This window comes from Mycobacterium sp. E183, from assembly GCF_001667735.1.
Lineage (GTDB): Bacteria > Actinomycetota > Actinomycetes > Mycobacteriales > Mycobacteriaceae > Mycobacterium.
In genome coordinates this window covers 58339-79824 of the sequence record NZ_LZJN01000003.1, presented here as the reverse complement: position 1 = coordinate 79824, position 21486 = coordinate 58339, and the positions used below count along the sequence as shown (strand labels likewise).

Below are 21486 nucleotides of genomic sequence, written 5' to 3'. Positions count from 1 at the left end.
ATCCTGATGGGCGAGCGCGACTTCCGTCGGGCCCGTGCGTTCGCGTTGGCCGCCGCCCTGGTGGGCTGGAGCTTCGTCGGGCCCCGGCTGCCCACGGCGTGGCGGGTGACGACCCAAGCGGCGGCGGCCGGAGTGCTGGTGGTTGTGACGCGCGCACCGTTGGGGCTGACCGCACCGCGGTTGTGGGCGGGGCTGCGGCTGGGGTCGGCGGCCGCGGCCGCCGCGGCGGGCGCGATCGCCGCAGCGACGGCGGTGCCGACGGTGCGGGCGTCCATGGCAGACCGCGAGCCGACCGGGTCGGTGGCCGGCTGGCTGCTGCTGCGCATCCCCGTCGGCACCGTGTGGGCCGAGGAGGCCGCGTTCCGCGCGGCGCTCACCACCGCCGCTTCCGCTGCCTACGGAAGGTCCGGCGCAAGGTTGTTGCAAGCGGCGAGCTTTGGGCTCTCCCATGTCGCGGATGCGCGAGCGGCGGGCGACCCGGTGCTGGGCTCGGTGTTGGTGACGGGCGTCGCGGGCTGGCTATTCGGTTGGCTCGCAGACCGTTCCGGCAGCGTGGCCGCTCCCATGCTGGTGCACTTGGCCATCAACGAGGCCGGCGCGATCGCCGCGCTGGGCGTGCGACGTCACGGGTTGATGGTGTAGTCACCGAGCTGGCGACCCCACACGTGCTCGGTGAAAAGTGGGGAGCCGAGCTCGAAGTGGTTGTAGGGAGCCATGCTCGCGCCGGTGTCCATCACCAGGAGCGGGGCCGGCCACAGTTCCCGGGTTATCGTCTGCCAACAGCCCGGTCGGCCGCCGGGACCGCCCCGGGCGTTGGTACGGGGCAGGTTCTCCGGCCAGATGTACGGGCTCGGCGCCCCGGTGATGCCGCCGGCCGCGTGGGCGCCGAGCGAGTAGCCGTTGTCGCCGAGCGCATTGTGAATCCTGGGCCCAACTTCAGCGAAATTCCTTATGGTGCAGAAGATTTCCGGGCTGTATTCGTCGAGCAGCTGGCTGGGGGTGACCAGATCGGTGGCCCCGCGCGCCAGGTAGGGGCCGCCGCGCCCGAACACGTCTGCGCCCGCGCCCCCGAGCCCGGCCGCCGCCAGCAGCGCCGCGTCCAGATCGGCTTGCTGCCGGTTCAGCGTGCGCGCCGCGGTCACCGCGTGGTCGAGGGCGTCCCATAGGTCAGGCGAAGCGCTGGAGTACGTCTCGCCGAGAGCGGCCAACCGCGCAACGTCGAAGCGGATCGCGGGCATGCGGGCGTTCACGTCGTCGAGAATCGCGTTGCCGTTGACCAACGAGTCGCCAAACTTCTCGCCCAGTCCCGTCAGCGCTTGCGCCGCCGCGCTGAGCGTCAGGTTCACCTTGACCGGATCGACCTTCTCCGCGATCGACATGAGCGTCTCGAACACGGTGTTGAACTCTGTGGTCACCGCGGTCGCGTCGATCACGGTCGACGGTGTGATCGATTGCGCCGCGGGCTTGGGCGGCGAAGTCAGCGCGACGTACTTGTTGCCGAACACCGTTGTCGCTTTGATGGTGGCCGCCACGTTGGCCGGGATGAGCTCGAGATACCTGGGGCTGACATCCAGCGTCACCCTGGCGGCCGGCCTGCCGTCGCGGGTGATCTCCGAAATGCTGGCCACGCGGCCGATCTGGACACCGTTGTAGGTGACCTTGGAGCCGGGATCCAATACCAGGCCGGCCCGGGCCGCCACCATCGTCAGCTTCGTTGTCGGCGTGAGCTCGCCGCGAAACTGCAGATACAGCAGCGACCCGACCAACCCCATGATGACGAGCGTCACGAGGCCGACGGACTTGTACGGTGGCCCGCGCCGCAAGCGACGACGCTCCATGAGTTTGAGACCCTAGGGTATGGCCGCCCGTCAAAAGGCCGATCCGGCAAAGACCCGGCAGGCCGTGTTGGCCGTTGCGGACTGGTTGCGGGACGCGACCCGGCCCGTTCCCGATCGCGAGAGCCTCGGGGCCGCGGTCCGGCTCACCGCCCGCACCGTGGCAGCGGTGGCGCCCGGGGCCAGCGTCGAGGTGCGGATCCCGCCGTTTGTCGCGGTGCAATGCATCGCCGGCCCCAGGCACACCCGCGGCACGCCCCCCAACGTGGTGGAGACCGATCCGCGAACGTGGTTGCTGCTGGTGACCGGGATGCTGTCGTTCCACGAGGCGACGGACGCCGGTGCGCTGAGCCTTTCCGGCTCCCGCGCAGGTGAGATCGAACACTGTCTGCCCCTGTTCGATGTCAGCTGAATAGTAACCCTGAACTGCAGGTTTAGGGTGGTGCGAGGGAATTTTCGACGCGCAACACGCGCTGTGAATTCGCAGTCGACGGCGTTGGACCCGTAGACTCCGATACGTCACCAACCGTTCCCCGGGGAGCCGCCGAATCGTGACCGTCGCAGGAGCCGAAGCACCCGAGCAGGACCTGAACTCGCCCCGTGAAGAGTGTGGTGTCTTCGGGGTCTGGGCCCCCGGCGAGGATGTCGCAAAACTCAGCTATTACGGCTTGTACGCCCTGCAGCATCGCGGGCAGGAGGCCGCCGGGATCGCCGTCGCCGACGGGTCGCAGGTCCTCGTCTTCAAGGACCTGGGTCTGGTCAGCCAGGTGTTCGACGAGCAGACCCTCGCGGCGATGCCGGGCCACGTCGCCATCGGTCATTGCCGCTACTCCACCACCGGCGACACCACGTGGGAGAACGCCCAGCCGGTGTTCCGCAACACCGCCGCCGGCACGGGCGTTGCGCTGGGCCACAACGGCAATCTGGTCAACACCGCCGAGCTTGCCGCCCGCGCCCGCGACGCCGGGCTGATCGCGCGGCGTTGCCCCGCACCGGCGACGACCGACTCCGACATCCTGGGCGCACTGCTCGCCCACGGTGCCGCGGATTCCACGCTGGAACAGTCCGCGCTGGAGCTGCTGCCGACCGTGCGCGGCGCGTTCTGCCTGACGTTCATGGACGAGAACACGCTGTATGCGGCGCGCGATCCCCATGGGGTGCGGCCACTTTCGCTCGGACGCCTCGACCGCGGCTGGGTGGTGGCCTCCGAAACGGCCGCGCTCGACATCGTCGGCGCCTCGTTCGTGCGCGACATCGAGCCGGGCGAGTTGCTGGCGATCGACGCCGACGGGGTGCGTTCCACCCGGTTCGCCAACCCCACCCCGAAGGGCTGCGTCTTCGAGTACGTGTACCTGGCGCGCCCGGACAGCACGATCGCCGGCCGGTCCGTGCACGCCACCCGGGTGGAGATCGGTCGCCGGCTGGCCCGTGAATGCCCGGTCGAGGCGGACCTGGTGATCGGCGTTCCGGAGTCGGGCACCCCGGCCGCGGTCGGATACGCGCAGGAGTCCGGCATTCCGTACGGGCAGGGCCTGATGAAGAACGCCTACGTCGGGCGGACGTTCATCCAGCCGTCCCAAACCATCCGCCAGCTCGGTATCCGGCTGAAGCTCAACCCACTTCGCGAGGTGATCCGCGGCAAGCGGCTCATCGTCGTCGACGACTCGATCGTGCGCGGCAACACCCAGCGCGCGCTGTTGCGGATGCTGCGCGAGGCCGGCGCAGTGGAAGTTCACGTGCGGATCGCTTCGCCGCCGGTCAAATGGCCCTGCTTCTATGGCATCGACTTCCCGTCCCCGGCGGAGTTGATCGCCAACGCCGTGCAAGACAAAGAGGAAATGCTCGAAGCGGTGCGGCACGCCATCGGCGCCGACAGCCTCGGTTACATCTCGCTGCGCGGCCTGGTCGCGGCGTCCGAACAACCCGCGTCGCGGCTCTGCACCGCCTGCTTCGACGGCAAGTACCCGATCGAATTGCCCGAGGAGACGGCGTTGGGGAAGAACGTCATCGAGCACATGCTCGCCAACGCAGCGCGCGGGGCCGGGCTCGACGAACTGGCGCCCGACGAAGTGCCGATCGTCCACTGACGGCCTTCCGATCCGGCCCTTCCAAGACGTTTGATAACGGCGGTCGGCGGCGCCCGGTAGCCTTTATCGCGATGACGGATCCCGGAAAAAGCCCCGGACGTAACCCGGGCAGCCACGGCATTACCTACGCGTCGGCCGGGGTGGACATTGAAGCCGGTGACCGCGCCGTTGAAATGTTCAAGCCGCTGGCGACACGGGCCACCAGACCCGAGGTGCGGGGCGGACTCGGCGGGTTCGCAGGGCTGTTCGCTTTGCGCAACGACTACCGCGAACCGCTGCTCGCGGCGTCGACCGACGGCGTGGGTACCAAGCTTGCGGTGGCTCAGGCGATGGACAAGCACGACACCGTCGGCCTGGACCTGGTCGCGATGGTCGTCGACGACCTCGTGGTGTGCGGCGCCGAACCGCTGTTCCTGCAGGACTACATCGCGGTGGGCCGGACCGTGCCCGAACGCCTCAGCGCGATCGTCGCGGGCATCGCCGAGGGCTGCGTGCGCGCCGGCTGCGCTTTGCTCGGCGGCGAAACCGCCGAGCACCCCGGCCTGATGGAACCCGACCACTACGACATTTCGGCGACCGGTGTCGGCGTCGTGGAGGCCGACGACGTGTTGGGCCCCGACCGCGTCAAACCCGGCGACACCATCATCGCGATGGGCTCCTCGGGCCTGCACTCCAACGGGTACTCGTTGGCCCGCACGGTGCTACTCGAGATCGACCGGATGAACTTGGCCGGGTATGTCGAGGAGTTCGGCCGCACCCTGGGTGAGGAACTGTTGGAACCCACCCGGATCTACGCCAAGGACTGCCTGGCGCTGACAGCCGAAACCCACGTCCGCACGTTCTGCCACGTCACCGGCGGCGGGCTGGCCGGCAACCTGCAACGCGTCATCCCGCATGGCCTGGTCGCCGAAATCGACCGCGGAACCTGGACGCCCGCACCGGTGTTCGCCATGATCGCCCAGCGCGGTCGGGTCACGCGGGAAGAGATGGACAAGACGTTCAACATGGGCGTGGGCATGGTCGCCGTCGTCGCGCCCGAGGACACCGACCGGGCCCTGGCCATTTTGACGGCCCGCCACTTGGACTGCTGGGTGCTGGGAACCGTCTGCAAAGGCGGCAAAGAGGGCCCGCGGGCAAAGCTCGTCGGACAGCATCCGCGATTTTAGAGGACGGGAGTCGAGCCGGCGCCGTGCCGAAGCCGATTAGACCGGCGCAGCGACGTCAGTTCTAGCGGCGCCAGTCGTCGCTGTCTTCCCAGGAGTCGCCGACGCCGTCGTCCTCCAGCTCTGTGGAATCGTCGGCACCCGTTCCTGACAACTCGCGCTGAAGCCGCGTGAAGTCGGTTTGCGGGGAACTGTATTTGAGTTCTCGAGCAACCTTGGTCTGCTTTGCCTTAGCCCGGCCGCGGCCCATGGGGGAACCCCCTCGCGCAATAACGGAGCGGCCCGAATCAGGCGGCTCCGATCTCCTGGTGTCGTTATTGTCCTGCCGACAGTTTACCGTGCCTTACGGTCGGGCGTCGGTGCCCCCTGCCGCTGTGGCGCACTTCATCGAGGATTATCTCGCACCGCCCCGCAACCGTTCAACGGCGAGCCGTCCCGCGCCGATGTGTTCCGTTGCCGGCAGCGAATCGGCGTCGATGACCGCCGCCACCGAGGACTGGGCGCCGGTCGCAAGTTCGGTATCGGCCGGCACCCCGCGCTTGAGCAGCGCGAGGGCTACGGGCCCGAGGTCCACGTGATCCACCACGGTCCCCAGGCGGCCGACGGTGCGCCCGCCGGCGAGCACCGGATCTCCCGTGGCCGGCCGCTCCACCGAACCGTCGAGGTGCAACAACACCAGCATCCGGGGCGGTTTCCCGAGGTTGTGCACCCGCGCGACGGTCTCCTGCCCCCGGTAGCAGCCCTTGTCGAGGTGGACCGCAGCACCGACCCACTCCACCTCGTGCGGAATCGTGCGCTCATCGGTGTCGACGCCCAGTCGCGGGCGCAGCGCCGCCACGCGGTGCGCCTCGTAGGCCCAAACCCCCGCCGGCCGCAGCCCCGCCTGCACGAGGCGTTGCTGCCAGCCAGCCGATTCGCCGCGCGGGACCACCAAATCCAGTTCGATCTGGCCGGCCGGGGCGCCCGCCATCCTGCGCACGAACCCACCTCCGGAGACCGGGACCGCCGTCAGCTCGGCGGGCAGGGCGTCCAGCCCCAGCACGTCTAGCACCGCCCGGTCGGCCAGCCGCGGCCCGAGCAGTGAGAGCACCGCCATGTCGGCGGCGGCCGGGCTCACATCGGACCAGAAGACCATCTTGCGCAGGTAATTCAGCAGCGGCTCACCCCGCCACGGCTCGGTGTCCAGGTAGGTGGTGCCCCCGAGTTCGGTCTGGATCCAGTGGTCCTCGACGCGGCCCTGCCCGTCCAGGCTGAGGTTTTGCGTGCTGGCGCCCTCGGGCAGCTCGCTGACGTGCTGGGTGGAGATGCTGTGGAGCCACTTCTGGCGATCGCCGCCGGTCAGCGTGAGCACCGCGCGGTGCGAGCGGTCCACGACGACCGCGCCGGTCTCGGCCGCGCGCTGCTCGCCGAGGGGATCGCCGTAATGCCAGACGGCGCCCGCGTCGGGGCCGGCATCTGGTGCGGGTACTGCGGACACACGTCAACTCTACGGACCTTGATGCCCGGTGCGCCGAGCGTGCGGGCAGCCTCACGTTCACGGCTAGGCTTTACCTCCATGGCAGGCCAGACGGGTGTGATCGTCACGCTGGACGGCGCGATACATCCGCCGGATGCCCCGCTGCTGCACGCCGACGACCTGGCGGCGGTTCGCGGCGACGGCGTCTTCGAGACGCTGTTGGTCCGCGACGGCAGGCCCTGCCTGGTCGAGTCGCATCTGCAGCGGCTGACCCAATCGGCGAGGCTGATGGACCTGCCCGAACCCGACCTGCCCAGCTGGCGCGCTGCGATCGATGCGGCCAGCAGTGAGTGGGTGGCCGCCACCGCCGACGAAGGGGCGATGCGCCTGATCTACACCCGAGGCCGGGAGGGTGGAACCGCCCCGACCACCTACGTGATGGTCAACGCGGTTCCCGAACGAGTCACCGCGGTGCGGCGCGAGGGCTTGGCCGCGGTGATGCTGGACCGCGGACTGCCCGCGGCCGGTGCCGACGCGATGCCATGGCTGCTCGCCGGCGCCAAGACCCTGTCCTACGCGGTCAACATGGCCGCCCTGCGTCATGCCGCCCGGCAAGGCGCCGGCGACGTGATCTTCGTCAGCTCGGACGGCTACATCCTGGAAGGCCCGCGCTCGACGGTGGTGATCGCGACCGGATCCGGTGGGGACCTGTGCCTGCTGACGCCGCCGCCGTGGTATCCGATTCTGCGCGGCACCACGCAGCAGGCCCTTTTCGAGGTGGCCAGGGCCAAAGGGTACGACTGCGACTATCGGTCCCTGCGTCCCGCTGATCTCCATGCCGCGCAAGGGATCTGGTTGGTGTCGAGCATGACGCTGGCCGCCCGCGTGCATACGCTCGACGGCCGCCCGTTGCTTCGGTCGCCGTTGGCCGCCGAGTTCGCCGCATTGGTCGACTCGGCGATCGTCAGCGATCGCTAAGCGCTGAATTGTGTTGTCGGCTTGCGGAATCGCGGGTACGGTCGGCCGTACACAAGAAGGGAGGTGGTCCGCGAAATTGATAGCTTCATGGACATGTGAGGTGGCTGCGCGCTAGCAGCAGTGGCTTGCGAAGAGCTGGCGGCATACGCGCGCTAGCGAATTCCCCGCAGCCACCCGGCCCCCGAGCTTCCGGTCTGTCCAACCAGGAGCCTTGCTCGGGGGCCGCTCCATGTCTGGAGCCGTTACTGGCTCACCTTCGCGGCAATCTGCCCGGCGAGCTTGCCCGCCTGACCCGTCTCGGCGTCGGGGCCGCACAGCAAGAGGTCCACGACCACACTGGACGCCGCGTGCAGCGCGTGATGGCAGATGCGGGTTCCGTCCGCCTGCGTCCGCTCCTGGAAGATCTTCGGCACGGCCCCGGTGACCTCACCGAACTTCCATTCGCTGGTCTTGCCGTTGTAAGTCAACGTGATCGATTGCCCGGAGCACGCCTTCCACCTGTCCGCCGAAGCCTGCACGAACGCGGTCGCCTTGTCCGGCGAGGAGAACTGGACGACAGCTTCGTAGACGCGGTGAGCCTGGGTCTCGCCGGGGCTGTGTACGGCTTGAGCGCTTACCCCGGTGTAGCCGTCCGCGTCCTTGTAGGACGATTCTTCGATGGGTTCGAATTCGCCCTTGCAATCCGGGTTGGACAGCGTCGGCCTGAAGTTACGCAGTTGCGCGGCCTTCTCCGAGACCACCAAATTCGGGTCGCCGATGACGGCGCCGACATCGGCGGCGCCGAGGAGGTAGGCGTCCAGCTTCGAGGCGTTCCCGGAATTGGGGTCATTCGGCGCGGGGTTGGCGGCGGTCTGAGCCGACGTCCCACCGGTGCCGGCCTTCGGGGCGGGCTTGGTCTTGCCGCCCTGCGTGGCGAACACGACGACGATCGCGATCACCGCGATCACCGCGGCGGCGGCGCCGCCGATGATGAGCAGCCGCTTATTGGATCCGGCCGCCGGCTGCGGCGCCGCGGTTCCGGCGGACGGGCCGGCGGACGGGCCGGCGGCCGGCGTCGCGGCGGCCGGCGCTGCGGCCGCCGCCGGTGCCTGCGACTTGCCCGCGGCCGCGGTCGTCGGCGAACCGCCCTTGGCCTCGATCTCGGCCAGCACGTTGTCGATTTCGGTGCGGGTCCGGTAAGTGACGTCGTGGCGCAGGCGCAGCATGCGCAACAGCTGGGCGATGTCGCCGCGCGCGCTGGGGTCATCCCCGTCCTCGTCGAGTCCCTGCCTCAGCTCGATCAGAAGTTGGGTCTGCTGCTGCGGGCTGAGCTCCTTTTCGGCGAGGGTGTTACCCAACCGGGTGATGTACCCGAACGGCACCGGCGGCTCTTCGGGCAGCGGATCGGGCAGCGGCACCGGCTTGCCTTGCAGCGCGTGTACCGCAGTCACGAGTTGAATCCCGGCGTCGACGGTCGGTTCGCGGTAGTCGATGATCTGCAACGCGGCAAGGGGATTCACCCGCATGCTGTCGATGTCGCCGATCCGAACCGGAAGGATCGGCCGATTGAGCGCCCTGGCGTACCGCAACTCGGCCTGACTGGGCTTGGACTGCAGCCAGTTGTTGGACAGCGCCACGATGAACACGTCACACGAGCGGATCTGCTCGAGGATCTTGTTCCACCAGGAGTCACCGCCGCCGAGTTCTTGGTCGAACCAAACCTGTTGTTGGCCGCGCCGAAGCGCGGTCGTCAGGGCGTCGACCGTCGCCCTGTCCTGGCTCGAGTAGCTGATGAACAGCGGCATCGCGGTCTCCTACGTAGGGGCGTAGCAAACGAAGGGGGGGTATCGGCGCGTGCGGCTATTACGCATGCGCCGATACCGTATCAGTGTCCGGGCGTATCGGACGGCGCAAATTCGTGGCCATTTGCGCGCGCAGCCCAAAACTCAGCCGTGCCCGCCGTCCACCGCGGAAGCCTCCTCCGGCGGGTGGAATTCGGCATAGCGGCGGGCGAATTCGTCTCCGGGAACCGGCCACTGTTCACCGGTGGATCCGCGGACTACCCAGTCGCCCTCCGCCGCGGTTGTGGGACCCTCCAAGGTGTTTATGGTCTCGCCCGGGTAGGCGGGGCGCGCTTGGACGCGACCTTTTCGCCGCCAGCGCCCCTCGCCGGCGGGCTCGTAGGTGTCCTTGAAGATGTCGTCGCGCACCGACCACACCTTGCCGTCCCCCTGGACGGCCCAGTCGCCGGCGTCGGCGCGCATGATGTGTCCCGAATCCGACGTCCATGTCCATGGGGCGCTTCGTTGTTCGGCGGCCACCGTTCCGACCCTTGTGAACGATTGCCAGAGCGGCCGCGACCGGAAGCCCAACTGCCGCAGGCTCCATAACGTGCCCGCCAGGCTGCGGACGGCGGCGTTGAGTAGGGCCGGGTTGCTTTCGACCGCCGACCAGTCGACCAGCTTGTCGTGGATCTTGCGCGAATCGTCGCGCGGCGAACCGTATTTCCAGCCGTTGCGGCGGTAGTAGCGGCACCAATCCTCATGCTCGGCGCGGGCCATGCTCATTGCCGAATCGTGGTCGAAGCCCATGAGCGCGAGTTGTTCCAAGGGCGGCAGGTCCGCCATCTCGTGGCCGGACAGCTGCGCGGGCGGGCTGCCCCAGGTGTTCCAGGTGTGCCCCGCGATCTGCTCCACCATCCACAGCGCGTTGCGCACCTGACGCCGGTTGGACCCGCGGTAGAACTCGTTGAGCTCGGCCCACGGCATCGCGGCCGGGGATCGCGGCGCGTCCGGGTCGATCGTTGAGACGTAGCGCTCGTGGATCAACCTCGCCGCGCGCTCCCAGGCGTCCTGTACCTGGCCCTCCTGGGTGTCCAGGACCAGCGAGTAGGACTGCAGCCGCCCCACCACCTGGATCGAGTCGTCGCTGATGCTGGTGTTCAGGTCCGAGGCGTAGATGGGCATGTCGGGGAAGCGGGCCGCCAGCCTCGCGGCGGTCGTCGCGGCGTGGGAGTCGACGAAGATCACGGCACTGGTCGCGGGGTCGGCGTCGCCGATCAGCTTCAGCATGGTGGGAACGGTCGGTGTCTCCGCGGTTGCGTCGATCGCCGGTCCCTCCGAGGCGAATCCGGCCTGCCGCCGGTGGAACTCGTGATCCGCCAAATACTCGCCGGCGTCTTTTTCGACCAGCGTGAGCGCGGGCAACGGGACCGCGCCGGGCGGGGTGTAGAAGTCGCGTTCCAGGGCGCGCTGTGTTAGGTCCGCGCACAGAGCCAGCGTCAATTGCGAAGTACCGCAAATGAATACGCGTTTCGTTCGCCCGCTCGCGATAATGCCGTCGAGCAGCCTGCCCGCGGTCACCTCGTACTTCCCGACCACGTCGGCGGCCCATCGGGTGTCCGACCCGCCGAACTGCTGGGCCCGCCAGGCCTGGGCCAGCCAGGGATCGTCCATCCGCACGATCAGCGGCAACCGCCGTTTGCGGGCGACCTCGTCGAGCCGGCGGCTGATCAGGTCCAGCCACAGCAGGTTGATCGCCGGGTCGGGCGCCATCAGATACAGCCGGGATAGGTTGCGCCACAGCCGCAACGACACCAGCGTGGCGGGGTTGTTGAAGTCCACCAGGACCACCCGCGCGCCCTGCCTGCGGGCCCGCTGCACCCGGTCGTCGCTGGCGCCGGTGAGGACGACCAGCGTGCCGCGCCGGTCCAGCGTCCGGGCGACCGCGCTGATCATCGACTGCGTGTCCGCGTCGACCCCGACGACGGCCGTGACGGAATCGGCCAGGTTGGCCCGCAGCCGGTCCACCTGGGACCGGAAGACCCCGACGACGACGCCGCCCAACCCGGTGAAGATCGCCGACAGCGCCGCGATTCGGGCCAGCTCCAGGCCGACCGGTGTCGGGTTCGGACAGGTTCGCCCGCCCACCGAGAAATCACCGGTGCCGCCCTTGACCAGGCTGGCCGTCGCCATCAGCGGGGTGAACAAGGCCGGATGGTTGGCGTCGTGACAACCCCAGTAGGACGTGAGGCCCAGGACCGCCGTCATCGGGACCAGGCCTGCGATCAGCGTGAACGAAACCCCCACCATCCGATGGCTTCCGCCGGACCGGAAGGTCAGCACCGACGCGGCGATCAGCACGGTCACCACGATCGCCAGCGTCGGCATCGATCCGGGCCTGCCGAACCACGCCAGGGCCGGGGGCAGCGCGTCGATGATCCCGGGCTGCAGGTCCAATACGGCCAAATAGACGATGAGGAGCAGCCCGACCGCGGTTACGCCCCAGCGCAAGATGGGCGAGGGTGTCCTGGTGGGGGGCATCCGCCGATCTCCCTTCGCGCGGTATCGGCTGTTCGGACGTCGAACAGTACACGCAAAAGATCGGCCGAAGGCAATGATTCCGGGCCCGCGCACATCGCCGAGTTGCCCACGCGGGCAACGGGTCGGCGGTTATCCCGCGTAGCGGGAGAGCCGGGCGGAAAGGTGCGGCACCAGGCCGCCGTCTGCGTCCACCCGCTCCTCGACGTAGGCCAGGTCGCCGCCCTCGACGATGCCGTAGAGCCGTTTGGCGCCACCGACCAGGACGCCCGACCGGCTGCGGGCAAGTGCGTCGGTCACCAGCTCCCACGACGACTGATTGCGCGGTCGGCCGTAGAACAGCTCCACATAGCCGGCCGAATGGGCCAGCAGTAACTCGATCGCCTGGGATTCGCTGGGATCGTCGGGATCGCTGACGAAACGCCAGAACCCGGTCTCCCGCAGGCCGCGCTCCTGGTAGTCGCCCGCCTCGCTGAGCCGCCACGAGCGGGATTCCCAATTCAGGTAGTCGCCGCCGTCGTGCGAAACCACGATCTGCTGGCCGAACCGGTAATCCCCGTCGTGTGCGCGGCCCTCGCCGTGCCCGCGCCACACACCCACCAGCGGCAACAGCGCCAGCAGGGCGTCGTTCAGGTTGGCGCCTTCACGCAAGTTGGCGGTGTCGGCGGGAAGCGGCAGATCGTCGAAGGCGGGAATGTTGCGGCCGGCGGTCAGCTTGGCGCGCTCAGCGGCGGCAGCCACCGCGCGATCGCCGGAGCTCGCAGAACCCAGTGGTTCGTCAGAAGTCGTCCGCCACTCCTCACCGTCGCTAGCGGAAGGTACCCTCACCGGATCGTCGTCCGCGCGAGTCACGATTCGTCGGTGATGAGCCGGTACAGCGTGTACAGCGCGAACCATGAGATCACCACGACGGCCACGACCAGCATGATCTCGAAGAAGAGCACCACGGGGACAAGTCTATTCGCCCCGCGCGATCCCGGTCAGGGCAGCCGGGGTCTCAGGCGATCTTGACGTCCACCTCGTGGATGCCGGCGCCCGACGGACTCACCACGGCGTTCCCGTTGCCGGAGGCCGACAGCGCGCGCAGCGTCCAGGACCCGGGCGCCGCGAAGAACCGGAAGTCACCCGTTGCCGACGCGACGACCTCGGCGGTGAACTCGTCAGACGAGTCGAGCAGGCGGACGAAGGCGCCGCCCACCGCCTGGCCATCGCTGTCCACGACCCGGCCGGTGATCACCGTTTCCTTCTCCAAGTCGACGCTGGCGGGCAACGTCACTCCTTGTTTCGGGGCAGAGCACATATCAGCTTCCCAACTCGATCGGGGCACCCACCAGGGAGCCGTATTCCGTCCAACTTCCGTCGTAGTTCTTGACGTTTTTGTGGCCGAGTAATTCCCGGAGCACGAACCAGGTATGCGAAGACCGCTCGCCGATCCGGCAATACGCGATCGTTTCCTTGGAGCCGTCCAGGCCGGCGTCGGCGTAGAGCTTGGCCAATTCGTCGTCGGACCTGAACGTGCCGTCCTCGTTGGCCGCCTTGCTCCACGGCACGTTGATCGCCCCGGGGATGTGGCCGGGCCGCTGGCTCTGCTCCTGCGGCAGATGCGCCGGCGCCAGGATCTTGCCCGAGAACTCGTCGGGCGAACGCACGTCGACCAGGTTCTTGGTGTTGATGGCCGCGATGACCTCGTCGCGGAACGCGCGGATGCTGTTGTCCGGCGCGGCCGCGGTGTACGAGGTGGCCGGCCTGCTGACGGTGTCGCTGGACAGCGCGCGCCCGTCGAGCTCCCACTTCTTGCGGCCGCCGTCGAGCAGCTTGACGTCGGCGTGCCCGTACAGCTTGAAATACCAGTAGGCGTAGGCGGCGAACCAGTTGTTATTGCCGCCGTAGAGGATCACGGTGTCGTCGTTGGCGACGCCACGTTCGCTGAGCAGCTTCGAAAACTGCTGCGCGTCGACGAAGTCGCGCTTGACGGGGTCCTGCAAGTCGGAACGCCAGTCGAGCCTGATCGCACCGGGGATGTGGCCGGTGTCGTATGCGCTGGTGTCCTCGTCGACTTCAATGAAGACGACGCCGGCGGCGTCGAGATTGCTCTCGGCCCAGTCCGCGGAGACCAGGACGTCGGAGCGTGCCATGCGGTGATCCTTTCGATCGCTTTCTATGAACGGGTCATGCCGTGCGCGCGGCGCCTCGGAAGCGCGCGACCAGCGGGTAGAGCTGGCAGCCCAGGCAGATGCCGAAGGCCGCATTCAGGAAGGCGGCGGTCAGCGCCGCGGCGGTGGCGATGACGCCGACCACGAAGGCGCCCGCGGCGAACGCGACGACGCCGACGACCGCGAAGACCAGGCCGACGAGTTGGGCGAACTTCAGCGGTGCCACCGGTTCGCGTTCCCCGACGGGCCCGAGCCGGGGCGCCACGAAGCGGGCGAAGATCCGCCCGTACGGGTGCTTGCGCGGGCCGCCGACGGCTCCGATGGCGAAGATGATCGCTTGGACGCCGAGAATCGCCGCCGCCGCCAGCGGACTGACGGCGGAGAAGGCGAGGGTGATCACCAGGACTGCGGTCGTGACCCAGGCGGCGAACCTTGGACCCCGCACGTCGACGACGTCTGGCTGGGTGGTGGTGTTGCTGCTCGGCACGGTACTACTCCTGGATACGCCTGTTGCTTATGGGAACGAATGACGGGAGACGGGCCTCGGTAACGTTCCGGGGTTGCTCCGAGTGCTTACGCGAAAGCGCGCGGCGACTCAGCAGCTACAGCGACAGCAACAGCCCGCGGTGCGGCACAGATCGACTGCGCGGCGTTGGGTGAGCAGGGGCTCAAGGCGGGCTAGCACGTCGGCAAGCTTACCGAATGACCGACGGCGATCAAATTTGCGGCGGGTGCCGCGCACCCCGCGCGCCCCGGCGATGACCGGGTCACGACTGCTTGAAGCCGTCCAGGCTGACGGTGACCCCGTAGCTGATGCCCTCGATGATGACGTCGGAGCCGCGCGCCCCCTCGGTCTTGGGTGCCACCCCGAAGGGAAGCCGCTGGTTGGGCACCCGGGTCGTGAAGGCCCGCAGCACCGCATCCCGCTTGTCATCCGGAACCGGTTGATCCGCGGTGTCCGCGCCGGTCAGAACGCCGGTCGGGGTGATCACCAGCGTCGCCTGGTCGTCCGGGGCGATGGACAGGTCCACCGAGACGCTGACCCGGTGTTCGAAGTCGGCCGAGTGCGGGGTGCCGCTGAACACCACACCGTGGCTGTCGGAGATGCCCGACGCGGTGACGCCACCGGTGGCGGTGTTGGTTTCCTTGGGGGGCGCCTCGACCATCAGATCGCTGATGCCCAGGTACCGGCCCAGGTGCGTCGAGTCGATGATGACGCGGCTCTCCAGTTTGCCCACCGGCAGCTTGGCATCGGGCCCGATCAGCCACGACGCGTGGCTCAGGTCGACCGAGTACATCGTGGCTTCGAGGGTGGCCTTGCCGACCGTCGCGTGGTCGACGGCGTTGGCCTTGATCTCCAGCTGGTTGTAGTGGTCGCGCATCGCCTGCGGGATGAACGGAAACGCCACGATCGCGACGAACGGGTCGGACCGCAAATGGGCCGCTTTGCGCACGCTGCACGACAGCCGGTATTCGGCGTAGATGCTGCTCCCGTAGTCCACGGCGACTGCCCCGGCCACCACCACGGCCACGGCGATCGCCACGCCCGCCACCGCCACCGCCACCTTGCGCACCCGCACATTGTCGCGTAACCCTGAGCCCGAGCTGTCGCGGACCACCCGGGTGGCGGCGCTCACACTGCGTCGTCGCCGCACCAAAGTGGCAGGTGGCAAGTTATCGTTAGATGACCTGGCAACTAACGCGTCGTTGCGTTGCGAATTGTGAAGATGCCGTTCTCCCGAGTTGGAGGGGCTAGTTGGAGCTATTACTGCTGACCTCGGAGCTGCATCCCGACCCGGTCCTGCCGTCGTTGTCGTTGCTTCCCCACGCCGTCCGGACGGCGCCTGCGGAACCGTCCTCGTTGCTCGAGGCCGGGACAGCGGACGCCGTACTGGTGGATGCGCGCACCGACCTGTCGTCGGCGCGCGGACTCTGCCGTCTGCTGAGCACCGCCGGCCGTTCGGTCCCCGTCCTGGCCATTGTGAGCGAAGGCGGCCTGGTGGCGGTCAGCGCGGACTGGGGGCTGGACGAGATCCTGCTGCCGAGCACCGGGCCCGCCGAGATCGATGCCCGGCTGCGGCTGGTTGTGGGTCGCCGTGGCGGGCTGGCCGACCAGGAAAGTGCCGGCAAGGTGAGCCTGGGCGAGCTGGTGATCGACGAGGGCACCTACACCGCGAGGTTGCGGGGCCGCCCACTCGATCTGACCTACAAAGAGTTCGAGCTGCTCAAATACCTGGCGCAGCACGCGGGACGCGTCTTCACCCGCGCGCAGCTGTTGCACGAAGTGTGGGGATACGACTTCTTCGGCGGCACCCGCACCGTCGACGTGCACGTGCGTCGCCTGCGCGCCAAGCTCGGCCCCGAATACGAGGCGTTGATCGGGACCGTTCGCAACGTCGGCTACAAGGCCGTCCGGCCGGCACGAGGACGCGCGCCGATCGCGGACTCGGCGGAGGACGAACCCGCCGACGACATCGAGTCCGACTCCGAGGATTTGCAACAGCCGCTGGGCGACCCGTTGCGCAGTCAGTGACCGCGCCCGCCTGGCGCCCGACGCTGACCGCTGACGAACAACGGCAGATACGCGAACTCATCACGGCCGCAACCGAATTCGACGGAGTCGCGCCCGTCGGTGAACAAGTGCTGCGCGAATTGCCGCACGACCGCACCGGGCACCTGCTGACCACCGGGCCCGACGGGGTCGTCGGCTACCTCAATCTGTCGCGCGACCCAGAAGCGGCGATGGCGGAACTGGTGGTCCACCCCCGCGCCCGCAGACAAGGTTTCGGGACCGCGCTGGCGCGGGCGGCGTTGGCCGAGACCGCCGCAAGCAACCGGTTCTGGGCGCACGGCACGCTCGAGCCCGCCCGCGCCACCGCGGCCGCGCTCGGTCTGGTTGCGGTCCGCGAGCTGCTGCAGATGCGACGCACGCTGCGCGACATCCATGACTTGGTGCGCCCCGTGGCCGGGGTGCGGGTCCGCACCTACGCGGGCACCTCCGACGACGCCGAGCTGCTGCGCGTCAACAACGCCGCCTTCGCCGACCACCCCGAACAGGGCGGCTGGACCGAAGCCCAGCTGACCGAGCGGCGCGACGAACCGTGGTTCGACCCGGCCGGTCTGTTCCTGGCGTTCGACGACTCCGATACCAAACAGGCGGGCAAGCTGCTGGGCTTCCACTGGACCAAGGTGCACCCCGATCAGCCCGGCTTGGGCGAGGTCTACGTGGTAGGCGTCGACCCGGCCGCGCAGGGCCGGGGCATGGGTCAGATGCTGACGGCCATCGGCATCGAGTCGTTGGCGCACCGGCTGGCCGGTGCGGCCGATCCGACCGTGCTGCTCTACGTGGAGTCCGACAACCGCGCCGCGGTGCGCACCTACCAGCGCCTGGGTTTCACCACCTACAGCGTGGACACCGCCTACGCGGTCGCCTCGGCCGACTGACCACGGGCGGGAGGCGGGCTCTTGCCCCCGGTTGTTCACCTGCGCTTGCTAGTGACAAGTAGCCGTGGGCTGCGGCGGAGCATAATTTCGCGACGACCTGGCAACCTCATGGGAGACGGCCGGCGGCACGCGGGCACGACAACGCGTCAGGAAGCGAGATCGGTGAGGCTCGACAGGGGAGGCAGGGCGCTGGCCGCGCTGGTCGTGGCGGTGGCCGTAGGCAGCGGCGCGCTGACCGGCTGTGGCAGCGATCAGAACCGCCGCGGGGCGTCGCCCGCGGCCGCGTCCGGGCCCACGGGCACTGCGGGGTGCAGCGGTAAGAACAAGCTGACGGCGGAGGGTTCGACGGCACAACAGAACGCGATGGCGCTGTTCAACCAGGTCTGGGGGCAGTACTGCCCGGGCAAGAGCGTGTCGTACAACCCGACCGGTTCCGGCGCCGGGCGCGAGCAGTTCATCGCCGGCCATGTCGACTTCGCGGGCGCCGATTCCCCGCTCGCCGCGGACCAGATCGGTCCGGCCTCCGCGCGCTGCGATGGAAACCCGGCCTGGGACCTGCCGCTGGTGTTCGGGCCGATCGCCCTGGTCTACAACCTCGCCGGGGTGCCCGGGTTGGTGGTCAGCAGCGACGCGCTGGCCAAGATCTTCAGCGGGCGGATCATGGCGTGGAACGACCCGATCCTGGCCGCCCTCAATCCCGGCGTCGCACTGCCCGACACCAAGATCACGCCGATCTACCGGACGGACTCGTCGGGAACCACCGACAACGTGCAGAAGTTTCTGACGGCCGCCGCACCGCAGAGCTGGACCAAGGGCGTGGGCACCGAGTTCCAGGGCGGGGTCGGCGAGGGGGCCACCAAGTCGGCCGGTGTCGTGCAGGCGGTGCGGGCCACCCCGGGCGCGATCGGTTACGTCGAGAAGGGCTTCGCCGACCAGGCCGGCCTGCCCTACGCCCAAATCGGCACCAACAAGGGTGGCGTCATCCCGCTCACCAACGAGACCGCCGGGAACGCCGTGCGGGCGGCCAATTTCGTCGGCGCCGGCAACGACCTGGTGCTCGACCTGAATGCGATGTACAGCTCCCAGGACCCGCGGTCCTACCCGCTGGTTCTGGCGACGTACGAGATCGTCTGCTCGAAGGGCTCCGACGCGGACACCTCAGGGGCCATCAGGTCGTTCCTCACGGTGGCCGCCGGCAGCGGGCAGGCCGACCTTCCCTCGGCCGGCTATGTTCCGCTGCCCGATAAGGTCAAAGAGCGGCTGGTTGCCGCGATCAACGCCCTGCAGTGACCGAGTGGCCCCGGGCGTAAGGAGCGACAGAACTGTGCCGGGATCACGGTGACCACGCCAAACCCCACCGACGCCGGCTCGGGCGCGACCGTGGCCGCGCCGTTCCCCGAGGCGCCGCTGATTCCGATCAACCCGTGGGGACAGACCCGCCCACACGTCGGGGATCGGGTGTTCCGCTGGCTCGCCAACGGTTCGGGCCTGCTGATCGTGGTGGTGATCGGCGCGATCGGCGGATTCCTGCTGCTGCGCGCGATACCGGCGTTGAAGCGCAACCGGGAGAACTTCTTCACCTACGACGGCAACTGGGTCACCACCGACACCTCGGCGATGCACTTCGGCATCTCCGATCTGCTGAAGGTCACCGTGTTCGTGTCGGCGTTCGCGTTGCTGCTCGCCATGCCGGTCGCGCTGGGCGTCGCCATCTTCATCACGCAGTACTCGTCGCGGCGCACGGCCAGCCCGTTGGCCTATGCCGTCGATCTGCTGGCCGGGGTTCCCTCCATCATCTACGGCGCGTGGGGCCTCTACGTCCTGGCGCCGCAGTTGCGACCCGTCGCCACCTGGCTCAACCGATCGCTTGGTTGGTGCTTTTTGTTCGCCGACGGCAACACGTCGGTGGCCGGTGGCGGCACCATCTTCACCGGCGGCATCGTCCTGGCGGTGATGATCCTGCCGATCATCACCGCCGTCACCCGCGAGGTGTTCGTCCAGACACCGCATGAGCAGATCGAGGCCATGCTGGCGCTCGGCGCCACCCGCTGGGAAGTGGTGAAGACGATCGTGCTGCCGTTCGGGTGGTCGGGCTACATCAGCGCGGCGGTGCTGGGGCTGGGCCGCGCCCTGGGGGAGACGGTCGCGCTGCTGATCATCCTGCGCGGCACCCAGGCAATGTTCGGCTGGTCACTGTTCGACGGGGGCTCTACCGTCGCGACCAAGATTGCGGGCACCGCCGCCCAATTCAACGACCAATACAAGGCCGGCGCGTACATCGCCGCGGGACTGGCGCTTTTCGTGCTCACGTTCCTCGTCGACGCCCTGGCGCGTGGCGCCGCGGCCGGTACCCGATGGGGCGCCCGATGACCTCGATGCTGGACCGCCCGCTGAAGCCGCGCACGTTCTCGCGGCCGAGCCGGCGCCGACGGGCCGCGGATCACGTTGCGCTGGCACTGGTTTCGCTGTCGATGGTGATCGCGGTGACACCCCTGCTGCTGGTGCTGTACTCGGTGGTCGCCAAGGGGTCCAGGGCGATTGCATCGACCGTTTGGTGGACGCACTCGCAAGCGGGCATGACCGCCTTCGTGGCCGGCGGCGGCGCCTACCACGCGATCGTGGGCACGCTGTTGCAGGGATTGGTATGTGCGGTCATCTCCATCCCGGTCGGCATCATGCTCGCGATCTACCTGACCGAATACGGCGGCGGCACCGCGCTGGGCAGGCTGGCCACGTTCATGGTCGACATCCTGAGCGGAGTGCCCTCGATCGTGGCGGCTTTGTTCGTCTACGCCCTGTTCGTTGCCACGCTGGGCATGCCCCGCTCCGAGTTCGCGGTGTCGTTGGCCCTGGTCCTGTTGATGCTCCCGGTGATCGTGCGAGCCACCGAGGAGATGCTGCGAATCGTCCCGGTGGATCTGCGCGAGGCCAGCTATGCGCTCGGCGTACCGAAGTGGAAGACGATCCTGCGGGTGGTGATCCCCACCGGGCTGTCCGGCATCATCACCGGCATCATGCTGGCGACGGCCCGGGTGATGGGCGAGACGGCGCCGCTGCTGATCTTGGTCGGCTACGCGCAGTCTATGAACTTCGACATCTTCAGTGGCTTCATGGGGACGCTACCCGGCATGATGTACAACCAGACCAGCGCCGGCGCGGGCGTGAGCCCGGTCCCCACGGATCGGTTGTGGGGTGCCGCCCTAACCCTCATCCTGGTGATCGCCACAATCAATGTCGGGGCCCGAGTGATAACGAAATTGCTCGGCACCAAGAAGTCATAGGTAGGAGCAGTCAGTGGCCAAACGGTTGGACCTCAAAGCCGTCAACATCTACTACGGTTCGTTTCACGCGGTCGCGGATGTGACGCTGTCGATCCTGCCGCGCAGCGTCACGGCGTTCATCGGCCCGTCGGGTTGCGGCAAGACGACGGTGCTGCGCACGCTCAACCGGATGCATGAGGTGGTCCCCGGCGGGCGCGTTGAGGGCAACGTGCTCCTCGACGACGAGGACATCTACGGCGCCGGAGTCGACCCGGTCGGCGTGCGCCGGGCGATCGGAATGGTGTTTCAGCGGCCGAACCCGTTCCCCGCCATGTCGATTCGTGACAACGTGGTGGCGGGTTTGAAGCTGCAGGGTGTGCGCAATCGCAAGGTGCTCGACGAGACGGCCGAGTACTCGCTGCGCGGGGCGAACCTGTGGGATGAGGTCAAGGACCGGTTGGACAGGCCGGGCGGAGGGTTGTCCGGCGGGCAGCAACAGCGCTTGTGTATCGCGCGGGCGATCGCCGTGCAGCCAGACGTGCTGCTCATGGACGAGCCGTGCTCCGCGCTGGACCCGATTTCGACGATGGCCATCGAGGAACTGATCAGCGAGCTCAAGCAGGACTACACCATCGTCATCGTCACCCACAACATGCAGCAGGCCGCGCGGGTCAGCGACTACACCGCGTTCTTCAACCTGGAGGCCGTCGGCAAGCCGGGGCGGTTGATCGAGGTCGACGACACCGAGAAGATCTTCTCCAACCCCAGCCAGAAGGCGACGGAGGATTACATCTCCGGCCGCTTCGGCTGAT

Annotated in this window: 22 protein-coding genes; 11 read left to right on the top strand and 11 right to left on the bottom strand. The window is 68.4% G+C overall.

Going from position 1 to position 21486, the window contains the following annotated elements:
- Positions 1-6: 6 nt before the first annotated feature.
- The gene (locus A5691_RS00615; RefSeq protein ID WP_068266371.1) at positions 7-642 is read left to right on the top strand and encodes a CPBP family intramembrane glutamic endopeptidase; all 636 of its coding nucleotides are present in this window, start codon (positions 7-9) and stop codon (positions 640-642) included.
- Here the strand turns inward: A5691_RS00615 and A5691_RS00610 are convergent.
- Positions 624-1838: an MCE family protein gene (locus A5691_RS00610; RefSeq protein ID WP_067752216.1), complete on the bottom strand. Its 1215-nt coding sequence runs from the start codon at positions 1836-1838 to the stop codon at positions 624-626. The genes A5691_RS00615 and A5691_RS00610 overlap by 19 nt on opposite strands.
- Before the next feature lie 19 nt (positions 1839-1857).
- Here A5691_RS00610 and A5691_RS00605 point away from each other — a divergent pair, with 19 nt between their 5' ends.
- The 3 genes from A5691_RS00605 to purM all read left to right on the top strand — a co-directional run bounded on the left by A5691_RS00605 (position 1858) and on the right by purM (position 5088).
- Positions 1858-2247: a sterol carrier family protein gene (locus A5691_RS00605; protein WP_067752213.1), complete on the top strand. Its 390-nt coding sequence runs from the start codon at positions 1858-1860 to the stop codon at positions 2245-2247.
- A 139-nt stretch (positions 2248-2386) separates the two neighbouring features.
- Positions 2387-3922 (top strand): amidophosphoribosyltransferase, encoded by a 1536-nt coding sequence (gene purF, locus A5691_RS00600; RefSeq protein ID WP_067752210.1) that lies wholly within the window; start codon positions 2387-2389, stop codon positions 3920-3922.
- 71 nt (positions 3923-3993) lie between these two features.
- Entirely contained in the window at positions 3994-5088 is a 1095-nt protein-coding gene (gene purM, locus A5691_RS00595; protein WP_067752207.1) for a phosphoribosylformylglycinamidine cyclo-ligase, read from the top strand.
- Positions 5089-5149: 61 nt separating this feature from the next.
- Here the strand turns inward: purM and A5691_RS00590 are convergent, their stop codons facing one another.
- Both A5691_RS00590 and A5691_RS00585 read right to left on the bottom strand, forming a co-directional pair.
- A complete protein-coding gene (locus tag A5691_RS00590) occupies positions 5150-5335 on the bottom strand; it encodes a DUF3073 domain-containing protein (protein WP_067752204.1) in 186 nt (61 codons plus the stop codon).
- A gap of 144 nt (positions 5336-5479) precedes the next feature.
- Entirely contained in the window at positions 5480-6562 is a 1083-nt protein-coding gene (locus tag A5691_RS00585) for a folate-binding protein YgfZ (protein WP_067780700.1), read from the bottom strand.
- 96 nt (positions 6563-6658) lie between these two features.
- Here A5691_RS00585 and A5691_RS00580 point away from each other — a divergent pair, with 96 nt between their 5' ends.
- Positions 6659-7519, top strand: coding sequence for an aminodeoxychorismate lyase (locus A5691_RS00580; protein ID WP_156675657.1), 861 nt, complete (start codon positions 6659-6661; stop codon positions 7517-7519).
- A 242-nt stretch (positions 7520-7761) separates the two neighbouring features.
- Here the strand turns inward: A5691_RS00580 and A5691_RS00575 are convergent, their stop codons facing one another.
- The 8 genes from A5691_RS00575 to lmeA all read right to left on the bottom strand — a co-directional run bounded on the left by A5691_RS00575 (position 7762) and on the right by lmeA (position 15550).
- On the bottom strand, positions 7762-9303 hold the full coding sequence (locus tag A5691_RS00575; protein ID WP_067752195.1) for a sensor domain-containing protein: 1542 nt from the start codon (positions 9301-9303) through the stop codon (positions 7762-7764).
- A 141-nt stretch (positions 9304-9444) separates the two neighbouring features.
- Complete coding sequence (locus A5691_RS00570; protein ID WP_067752193.1) at positions 9445-11820, bottom strand: hypothetical protein; 2376 nt, start codon at positions 11818-11820, stop codon at positions 9445-9447.
- Positions 11821-11949: 129 nt separating this feature from the next.
- Positions 11950-12669: an FABP family protein gene (locus A5691_RS00565; RefSeq protein ID WP_231980970.1), complete on the bottom strand. Its 720-nt coding sequence runs from the start codon at positions 12667-12669 to the stop codon at positions 11950-11952.
- 145 nt (positions 12670-12814) lie between these two features.
- Positions 12815-13117, bottom strand: a complete 303-nt coding sequence (locus tag A5691_RS00560) for a DUF1416 domain-containing protein (protein WP_067269500.1) — start codon at positions 13115-13117, stop codon at positions 12815-12817.
- A 1-nt stretch (position 13118) separates the two neighbouring features.
- Positions 13119-13952, bottom strand: coding sequence for a sulfurtransferase (locus tag A5691_RS00555; RefSeq protein ID WP_067752190.1), 834 nt, complete (start codon positions 13950-13952; stop codon positions 13119-13121).
- Positions 13953-13986: 34 nt separating this feature from the next.
- Entirely contained in the window at positions 13987-14457 is a 471-nt protein-coding gene (locus A5691_RS00550; protein WP_067752187.1) for a DUF4395 domain-containing protein, read from the bottom strand.
- Between the two features lie 108 nt (positions 14458-14565).
- On the bottom strand, positions 14566-14655 hold the full coding sequence (locus A5691_RS29045; protein ID WP_368730642.1) for an Ms5788A family Cys-rich leader peptide: 90 nt from the start codon (positions 14653-14655) through the stop codon (positions 14566-14568).
- Positions 14656-14737: 82 nt separating this feature from the next.
- Positions 14738-15550 (bottom strand): mannan chain length control protein LmeA, encoded by an 813-nt coding sequence (gene lmeA / locus A5691_RS00545; RefSeq protein ID WP_067780725.1) that lies wholly within the window; start codon positions 15548-15550, stop codon positions 14738-14740.
- Positions 15551-15726: 176 nt separating this feature from the next.
- Here lmeA and A5691_RS00540 point away from each other — a divergent pair, with 176 nt between their 5' ends.
- The 6 genes from A5691_RS00540 to pstB all read left to right on the top strand — a co-directional run bounded on the left by A5691_RS00540 (position 15727) and on the right by pstB (position 21485).
- Positions 15727-16503 carry a response regulator transcription factor gene (locus A5691_RS00540; RefSeq protein ID WP_067752184.1) on the top strand — a complete coding sequence of 259 codons (777 nt, stop codon included), beginning with the start codon at positions 15727-15729 and terminating at the stop codon, positions 16501-16503.
- Entirely contained in the window at positions 16500-17414 is a 915-nt protein-coding gene (mshD, locus tag A5691_RS00535) for a mycothiol synthase (RefSeq protein WP_068015796.1), read from the top strand. Before A5691_RS00540 ends, mshD begins: the two co-directional genes overlap by 4 nt.
- Before the next feature lie 162 nt (positions 17415-17576).
- Positions 17577-18704, top strand: coding sequence for a phosphate ABC transporter substrate-binding protein PstS (gene pstS, locus A5691_RS00530; RefSeq protein WP_067752177.1), 1128 nt, complete (start codon positions 17577-17579; stop codon positions 18702-18704).
- A gap of 48 nt (positions 18705-18752) precedes the next feature.
- Positions 18753-19784 (top strand): phosphate ABC transporter permease subunit PstC, encoded by a 1032-nt coding sequence (gene pstC, locus A5691_RS00525; protein ID WP_369807406.1) that lies wholly within the window; start codon positions 18753-18755, stop codon positions 19782-19784.
- A complete protein-coding gene (gene pstA, locus A5691_RS00520) occupies positions 19781-20695 on the top strand; it encodes a phosphate ABC transporter permease PstA (RefSeq protein WP_067752225.1) in 915 nt (304 codons plus the stop codon). Before pstC ends, pstA begins: the two co-directional genes overlap by 4 nt.
- A gap of 13 nt (positions 20696-20708) precedes the next feature.
- On the top strand, positions 20709-21485 hold the full coding sequence (pstB, locus tag A5691_RS00515; RefSeq protein ID WP_067752171.1) for a phosphate ABC transporter ATP-binding protein PstB: 777 nt from the start codon (positions 20709-20711) through the stop codon (positions 21483-21485).
- Position 21486 lies beyond the last annotated feature (1 nt).

What these genes read in the sequence shown, in the direction of transcription:
- A5691_RS00555 (WP_067752190.1), bottom strand. Translation starts at nt 13,952, where the DNA reads ATGGCACGCTCCGACGTCCTGGTCTCCGCGGACTGGGCCGAGAGCAAT.
- A5691_RS00570 (WP_067752193.1), bottom strand. Translation starts at nt 11,820, where the DNA reads ATGCCCCCCACCAGGACACCCTCGCCCATCTTGCGCTGGGGCGTAACC.
- pstA (WP_067752225.1), top strand. Translation starts at nt 19,781, where the DNA reads ATGACCTCGATGCTGGACCGCCCGCTGAAGCCGCGCACGTTCTCGCGG.
- A5691_RS00605 (WP_067752213.1), top strand. Translation starts at nt 1,858, where the DNA reads ATGGCCGCCCGTCAAAAGGCCGATCCGGCAAAGACCCGGCAGGCCGTG.
- A5691_RS00615 (WP_068266371.1), top strand. Translation starts at nt 7, where the DNA reads ATGGGCGAGCGCGACTTCCGTCGGGCCCGTGCGTTCGCGTTGGCCGCC.
- A5691_RS00560 (WP_067269500.1), bottom strand. Translation starts at nt 13,117, where the DNA reads ATGTGCTCTGCCCCGAAACAAGGAGTGACGTTGCCCGCCAGCGTCGAC.
- A5691_RS00575 (WP_067752195.1), bottom strand. Translation starts at nt 9,303, where the DNA reads ATGCCGCTGTTCATCAGCTACTCGAGCCAGGACAGGGCGACGGTCGAC.
- A5691_RS00590 (WP_067752204.1), bottom strand. Translation starts at nt 5,335, where the DNA reads ATGGGCCGCGGCCGGGCTAAGGCAAAGCAGACCAAGGTTGCTCGAGAA.
- purM (WP_067752207.1), top strand. Translation starts at nt 3,994, where the DNA reads ATGACGGATCCCGGAAAAAGCCCCGGACGTAACCCGGGCAGCCACGGC.
- A5691_RS00610 (WP_067752216.1), bottom strand. Translation starts at nt 1,838, where the DNA reads ATGGAGCGTCGTCGCTTGCGGCGCGGGCCACCGTACAAGTCCGTCGGC.